This is a genomic window from Metabacillus fastidiosus NBRC 101226, from assembly GCF_001591625.1.
Taxonomy (GTDB): domain Bacteria; phylum Bacillota; class Bacilli; order Bacillales; family Bacillaceae; genus Metabacillus; species Metabacillus fastidiosus.
On the sequence record NZ_BCVG01000152.1, the window covers coordinates 1 to 7,527 of the forward strand.

The 7,527-nt window shown below is 34.8% G+C and carries 8 protein-coding genes; 4 read left to right on the forward strand and 4 right to left on the reverse strand.

Going from position 1 to position 7,527, the window contains the following annotated elements:
- Positions 1 to 274 precede the first annotated feature (274 nt).
- Complete coding sequence (locus tag BFA01S_RS20235; protein ID WP_412758814.1) at positions 275 to 1,027, forward strand: YqcI/YcgG family protein; 753 nt, start codon at positions 275 to 277, stop codon at positions 1,025 to 1,027.
- Between the two features lie 30 nt (positions 1,028 to 1,057).
- Here BFA01S_RS20235 and BFA01S_RS20240 read toward each other — a convergent pair whose 3' ends face one another.
- Positions 1,058 to 1,630, reverse strand: coding sequence for a cysteine hydrolase family protein (locus BFA01S_RS20240; protein WP_066235222.1), 573 nt, complete (start codon positions 1,628 to 1,630; stop codon positions 1,058 to 1,060).
- Between the two features lie 306 nt (positions 1,631 to 1,936).
- Here BFA01S_RS20240 and BFA01S_RS20245 point away from each other — a divergent pair, with 306 nt between their 5' ends.
- Entirely contained in the window at positions 1,937 to 2,467 is a 531-nt protein-coding gene (locus BFA01S_RS20245; RefSeq protein ID WP_066235224.1) for a hypothetical protein, read from the forward strand.
- Between the two features lie 143 nt (positions 2,468 to 2,610).
- The gene (locus BFA01S_RS20250) at positions 2,611 to 4,617 is read left to right on the forward strand and encodes a catalase (RefSeq protein WP_066235227.1); all 2,007 of its coding nucleotides are present in this window, start codon (positions 2,611 to 2,613) and stop codon (positions 4,615 to 4,617) included.
- A gap of 125 nt (positions 4,618 to 4,742) precedes the next feature.
- Here the strand turns inward: BFA01S_RS20250 and BFA01S_RS20255 are convergent, their stop codons facing one another.
- On the reverse strand, positions 4,743 to 4,994 hold the full coding sequence (locus tag BFA01S_RS20255; RefSeq protein WP_066235229.1) for a hypothetical protein: 252 nt from the start codon (positions 4,992 to 4,994) through the stop codon (positions 4,743 to 4,745).
- Between the two features lie 245 nt (positions 4,995 to 5,239).
- On the opposite strand from BFA01S_RS20255, the gene BFA01S_RS20260 reads away from it, so the two are divergent.
- Positions 5,240 to 5,953, forward strand: coding sequence for a class I SAM-dependent methyltransferase (locus BFA01S_RS20260; protein ID WP_082800103.1), 714 nt, complete (start codon positions 5,240 to 5,242; stop codon positions 5,951 to 5,953).
- Positions 5,954 to 6,035: 82 nt separating this feature from the next.
- Here the strand turns inward: BFA01S_RS20260 and BFA01S_RS22985 are convergent, their stop codons facing one another.
- Entirely contained in the window at positions 6,036 to 6,548 is a 513-nt protein-coding gene (locus BFA01S_RS22985) for an Ig-like domain-containing protein (RefSeq protein ID WP_066235230.1), read from the reverse strand.
- 393 nt (positions 6,549 to 6,941) lie between these two features.
- On the reverse strand, positions 6,942 to 7,527 hold a 586-nt coding region (locus BFA01S_RS22990), incomplete at its 5' end, for a hypothetical protein (protein WP_169800517.1).

A 7,527-nucleotide genomic window follows, 5' to 3' on the forward strand; every position in this document is an offset into this window, starting at 1 on the left:
ACTTCACGCGAGCAAGGTATGTGTAACCCGTATCGTACGGGCCTCAACTAACTATCAGTGGGGGACGTACGAAAACCCCCACTGATAGAAGTTTCACTTTATTATCTACCCTCTATTAACATCTTTCTTGCTTTTTATTTTTTGAACAGCTGAGGAAAGAATTGAACATAGGCCATATACTTTTAAAAAATAATTACGGACTATTTTACATAGGACATCTACCTTAAAATTACTTTCCTGAATATAGTGTAGAAGCTATTGTGAGGTGATTATTATCAAAGGTTTATATAAGGATGATAGCACTAATCGGAATGAGCTTATGAAATGGGAAAGAGAAGCGCTTGAAAATTTCGAAGCGAAAATGACAGATAAAGAGAAGCCGTTTCCTTGTATACCAGCTACCATCGGATTTACACTGAACCATCTTCGTTATGGTTTTATAGGAAATCCGGAAGAAGCTTCAACAATATATGAGCTTGCTGAATTACTAAAAGAATTCAGTACATCTTCTAAGGAATTTGGAAAATATACTTCCCTCATTGTTTTCTATAAAATTCCTCATCATATAAAGAATAATTATTCGATTGAACAGTTCGAACAATTATTTTGGCAGCAGTTAAATCGTTTATCTGCAATCGATAAGGTGGATTGGCCGAATGATATTCCAACTAATCCGAACAATTCTATCTGGGAATTTTGTTTCCATGGGGGGAAATTTTTTATGTATTGTGCTACACCAGTACATGAGAATCGCGAGAGTAGGCATTTCGATACAATGATGCTCGCTATTACCCCTAGATGGGTATTGAAAGAATTCAATAAATCTGAAACATATGCTAAAAATATAAAAACACAAGTAAGAAAACGATTATCTAAATACGATGCTACCTCTATTCATCCAGATTTGAATAGTTACGGAGTTGAAAATAACTTTGAATGGAAGCAATACTTCCTAAGGGATGATGACACTTCCTTATCAAAATGTCCCTTTCACCATCTTCATATCTCTCAAAAATCTAATAAATAGAGAAAAGCGCGGTTTGAAAAATTCTGCGCTCTATTTATTATTTAATTGATTTAATATGTCATCCACAGTTAAAACAGTTGCAAATTCTTTATGAAGCATTGCCAGTTCCAGTTCTTGAACAGTATCTGCTTTATGGGTTTTACCATTATGATCAGTAATTTCAAAAGCAGCAATAGCATCAGATACAACATATGTTTCATAGCCTAGGTTTCCGCTCATTCGAACAGTCGTTGAAATACAATGTTGTGTGGAAAGACCTGTTATTATAACTGATTTAATCTGATTTTCACTTAAATAGGGTTCAAGCTCAGTCCCGATAAATGCGCTATTGACACTTTTCGTAAAAATTATTTCTCCATCAGTCGGTTTTATAATTTCCTTAAACTCCGTACCCTCTTTATTCTTATGATGAAGCGGTGATTTAGGCTGAACGGATAAATGCTTTGAGTAAATAACTGTACCTTTCCTCTGTCTCCACTCCGCCAACAGCCTTGCCATATTCTCCTCAGCTTGAGGATTATTTCTTTTGCCCCAATAAGGGTCATCAAATCCTTTCTGTACATCTAATATCATTAATGCCGGCAATTCAAATAGATGAGTCATTCTTTTCTTCTCCTATTATTTTAATTTCTTTATTAATAGCTATTCTTTGCCAATGACTTTTTAATTATTAAGTAAAACTATAAGATGAATATCTATTCAGCCATTTATTCATTTTAGTAAAGCTGCAATCGGATTTTTTAAATCATAATTATTACGATTTTTTCAAAAAGAAGGGTAATTTTATGCTTTTAATCCCTAAGCGAACAGCTGAAAAAAGTAATAAGTATTTCTTCAGAACTCATTATGCACTAGATAAACCCAATAAGTTCCATGGTATAATATAGAAAAATGAGGTGGGGTTTATTGTTGGAGTCTAAATTAAAACATTTAAATACTGTTGTAAATCTGTTGGAATCTGAAAACATTCAATACTCCCTTGGTGGCAGTGGGTTGCTTTATTCATTGAATTTAGTTCACACAGTCAATGACTGGGACATTACTTTAGAAATACCTGCAGACCAGTTAATCAGCCTCTTAAGAGATTACTCAATTGAAAGTTTTGAAACAGGATCCTATCCATATGCTACTGATTATAAATTAAGAGTAATAATAGAAAAAACTGAATTTGAATTTATTAATAAGTTTTCCATCTATTCAAATAAAGGTGCTTGCAGCATACCTTATAGCCCCACCTCCATTTGGAATGGTATTAAAATAAGCAGTCCAGAAGCTTGGTATACTGCATACGTTCTTATGGATAAAAATGAAAAAGCCGACCTGCTTTACGGACACTTAATGAAGTATGGTGCTAATGACTCTATTATCAGGATACTTAAAAAACAGCCTCTTCCTGAGAAGCTGTACAACATATTAGATAATTTCATGAGGTATTCTTAATATATTTTTCAGCTTATCTATTTCTTATCAAAATACTATTCCAAAATTTTCATTGAAAAAGGTTATAGAGCTTGTAATGTTTTATTGAACAAGAGAAGCGGGTATTCATAATGGGACTATACCATTTATGAGGAGGCTTACAAATGGAAAATAAGAAGACTTCACAATTAGAGAATTTTACTATTGATAATGAACAGAAAGCTGGTTTAACTACAAACCAAGGATTAAAGGTAGCAGAAGACGAATTTTCTCTGAAAGCTGGTTTAAGAGGACCTACACTGATGGAAGACTTCCATTTCCGTGAAAAAATGACACATTTTGATCATGAACGCATTCCTGAAAGAGTTGTTCATGCACGCGGCACAGGTGCTCACGGTATCTTTCAGCTTTATGAATCTTTATCACAATATACAAGAGCCGATTTTCTAACTGACACTTCTAAAACTACACCTGTTTTTACACGTTTCTCAACAGTGCAGGGTTCAAAAGGGTCAAGTGATACGGTGCGTGATGTGCGGGGATTTGCAGTTAAATTTTATACCGATGAAGGAAACTTTGACTTAGTCGGAAATAATATGCCTGTATTTTTTATTCAAGATGCTATAAAATTCCCTGATCTTGTACACGCTCTTAAACCAGAACCTCATAATGAAATTCCACAAGGGGCGAGTGCCCATGATACATTTTGGGATTTCATTGGTCAAAACCCCGAATCAGCCCATATGATTATGTGGCTCATGAGCGATCGTGCCATTCCACGCAGTTTAAGGATGATGGAGGGCTTTGGCGTACATACTTTCCGTCTTATAAACACTCTTGGCAAAGCACATTTCGTAAAATTCCATTGGAAGCCTGTGCTTGGTATGCACTCCCAAGTATGGGATGAAGCACAGAGAACTGCTGGTAAAAACCCTGACTTCCACCGCCAGGACTTATATGAGGCAATTGAAAAAGGCGATTATCCAGAATGGGAGCTCGGCTTGCAAGTAATTGCGGAAGAAGATGAATTTAAATTTGACTTCGACATTTTAGATCCTACGAAATTATGGCCAGAAGAAGAAATACCTGTAAAAATAGTTGGAAAAATGACATTGAATCGTAATGTTGATAATTTCTTTGCAGAAACCGAGCAAGTGGCTTTCCATCCGGGTCATGTTGTACCTGGCATTGATTTTTCCAATGATCCTCTTTTACAAGGACGTCTATTTTCTTATACAGATACTCAGTTAAGCCGTCTTGGCGGACCTAATTTCCACCAGATTCCGATTAATCAGCCAGTATGCCCATTCCATAATAACCAGCGGGACGGGATGCACCAAATGACTATTCACCATGGAAAAACAAGCTATCATCGTAATGGCTTAAATAACAATCAGCCTGAGCCTGTACCAGCTGATCAGGGAGGATACGAACACTATCAGGAAAAAGTAGAAGGCCGGAAAATCAGAGGCCGCAGTGAAAGCTTCCTTGATTTCTACTCCCAAGCAAAGTTATTTTATAACAGTCTTGCTCCACATGAACGAAGACATCTCATCAGCGCATTTAGCTTCGAGCTTGGTAAATGCAAATCAGATCTAGTAAAAAATAATGCAGTTGTTCTCTTAAATCATATTGACCGGAGAGTGGCTGAAGAAGTAGCAAATAATATTAATGCCGAACTGCCGAAAGAAAATCTTGAATCCAAATCTACTAAAAAATCTCCTGCACTCAGTATGGTGAATACTATTTACAAACCTGATACAAAAAGTGTCGCTGTCCTCTTAAATGGACAACCGGATACTGATCAATTAACAGATTGGTTAAAAGTGTTAACAGAGCATAAATTAAATTACAGTATTATAGCTGCAAAGATAGGTTCTCTAAAAAATAATTTGAAAATAACAGAAACCTTTGATACAGCTGATCCAAGTCTTTTTGATGCGGCTTTATTAATCAATAATAAATCCGCTATCCAACCGCCTGTTTTAGAGTTCATTGAGACAACTTTTAAACATTGTAAACCACTGGCTGTTGCCCTTTCCGATCATCAAACATTAAATCAGAGCCGCGTAAGTTTAAAGACAGAAGGTGTGTATGATCTCTTGCAAACGGATATTATGAAATTTATCGAAGGAATTGCACAAGATCGTTTCTGGATACGTGAACAATAATATTAGCCCTGAACCTAAGAAAATGGTTCAGGGCTGTTAAATTTAAATTATCCATTGTGCTATTATTTATAATGATTTCTTTTTCTACTGTTATTCTTTAAAATATCATCTCAAATTTTTACAAATTATTTAAATAACGAAATAATAGAACCTATTTGTCTTATCATATTAACCCCATTTGTTACCTTTCCTACATGCCCCATCATTTTGTTTAAATTACCTGATAGTCCTTGGATTTTAGAAGCTGGTGCTTGTTGATTCTGATTCGGAGAAAACAAATAACCAGGTTGTCTTCTAAACGGAGGAACTGGTCGAACACGTTGTCTATGACCTGGGGGAAACGGTCTCCTTCCTGGATTTGGCGGGAAAAATGGCATATACTCACCTCCCTGTTAGCCTTCTATTCCATCATCTTTCCTCTCTAACATATGATTTGTATTCTTCCGTTGATTAGGACATAAAGGAAATTTACTTACAACTAGAATATATGCCTACTAACAGCTAACATTTAAACAAGATGAGAATTTCTTCACCAAATTAAATCGATCTAATACTTGGCAGGAACCATCTTATTTCGATTTTCATATTCATACAAATATGATGGAAGAAGAGGGTGATCTTAATGGGAACTTCGACATATTTAGATTTCTTGTCCAAATTAGGTATTGGCGGGGCACATCCCGGCGGTATTAATCTAACAAAGCAAATATTCGAAACAGAAAATATTAATGAAACTTCTCGGATTTTAGATGTAGGGTGTGGTACTGGCCAAACAGCCGCCTATTTAGCTACTCAATATGGAGCAGAAGTAACTGGAATGGATATCAATCCACTAATGATAGAAAAAGCAAAGAACAGAATGGCTAAACACCAATTACCAGTGAAAATTATTCAAGCCTCAATAGAAAATTTCCCATTAAAAGATGAGGAATTTGATTTTATTATTTCTGAATCTGTTCTTTCTTTTGTAAATAAACCTGCATCTCTTAAAGAGATATTTCGATTATTAAAAAAAAGGGGACATTTTTTTGCAAATGAACTTACCGTTAATCAACAGCTTGAGACAATTAACGAAGAGGAAATTAAACAATTTTATGGATTAGATTCCATTCTTATGGAGAAAAATTGGATAGATCTATTTGAACAGACTGGCTTTAAAGATATAAAAATTCTCATGCAACAACAATCTACCTTTCAAAACAATTCAATGCCTGAATTCCAGTACTCAGAGTATAGTGACACTGAACTTTACAAAGTGATGATTCAACATTTCAATATAATGGTGAAATATGAGGGGGTTTTAGATAATAGAATATTTTCGTGTGCTAAATTGTAAAAGAGACATCTCTAAATTAAAAAATTAAATTATGAGATATCCCCTTCTTAGAGTACCGCCAACCACTATGTAAATTATTATTTTAATGTTGCGATACAGTCACTGCTTCAGCGATAACCCCCTGTTTTAATTTATTTTTATTTCTAGCTTGTATACCATCAGAGTGTACAACTAACCAATAGGAAGTTTCCGGTTTTAACTGTAATTCGGGAACTACCTCGACATACTTCTTATTTAGTAAATTAAATTGGATTGGCATACGTTCTCCAGTATCTTTTTCAATAAGCTCTATATTATCCTTACTTATAGTCTGCTCATTAAGTTCCTGTGAAAACTTCACTGTGAACTTTTTATTAAGTGGAGCATCTATTATTTTATTAATATGACGATATGTTGGGAAATATAAAGGCCACATTTCTTCTGTCTCCTCTAATGTAACTTCCCTCCACCCATCTAACGTTTTCATCTTTATCACTGTACTGGGAAAAACGGCATCCAATGTATCCTTATGCGCTATCCAAAATTCTGATGTTCTTGCGATCTTTGGTGAGATGACAAATCCCTTCTCATTTAATGTAAACGGAATATCTTCCACGTTTGTTAATGAGAGTTATTACTTCCATAGACTGAGCAGGGGTGTTGTATTACTTGCAATGGTTCACTATGTCATCAAGATAAAAACTGTTATTTATATTGGATTTTTACCAATCTATACATAAGTGGAAAATTATAGCCTCTGGGGGAAATAAGAATGATATATAAGATTAAATAGATATATTTTCCCTTTTTGATTCTTTACTAAATTAATAAAATAGGTCGGAGGTTAACCTCCGACCTATCCAGTGCAGCATTCAGCATATAAAGGTTTTGACTTTGACGTAATTGCAAGCATCTCGCATATTTTGATTACTTTTGGAATTATTGATACATTTTTTCTTTAACACTCGTATTTTATTTCACTAGATCGGCTACTGTAGTGAAAACGAAATTAACTTAAAAATTTCATAAAATTAGAATATGCAGTCACGACTTCTTTATAATATCCAATTAATTTATCTTTAACAGAGAGATTATCAGATACCTCATCTTCTTTTTCAGCTTGGCTTCCTTCTTCAGGTTGAATGTTTGAAACTGCTCCTTCATTTGAAACTTGTTCTGATTCTTTTTCGCCTTGGCTTCCCTCTTCAGATGGAGCATTTAAAATTGCTTCTTCATTTGAAACTTGTTCTACATCATTTTTCAAATCTGTTTTTTCTAGAGTATCATCAATCTCTGAACTAACTTGGCTTTCTGTTGTATTAACTTCAGGAGTTACCGTTGTATCTGTAACTGTACTTGCTGCATCAGTTGCATTTTCCACAACAGTCTCAACCGGGGCCTCTAATACCGGCTCTGCTGGTTTTTCTTCAGAAACTTGTGGTGAATCTAATTGACTAAAGTAGTTATTAATGAGAGTTTGATAGTATCCAACAAGGCTTTGGTAATTATCACCGATTAATTGATATGTTCCATCTACCCATTGATCAAAAGATCCATTATCCTCAACTGGTGTTTCAACTGTGCCTTCATCAGTT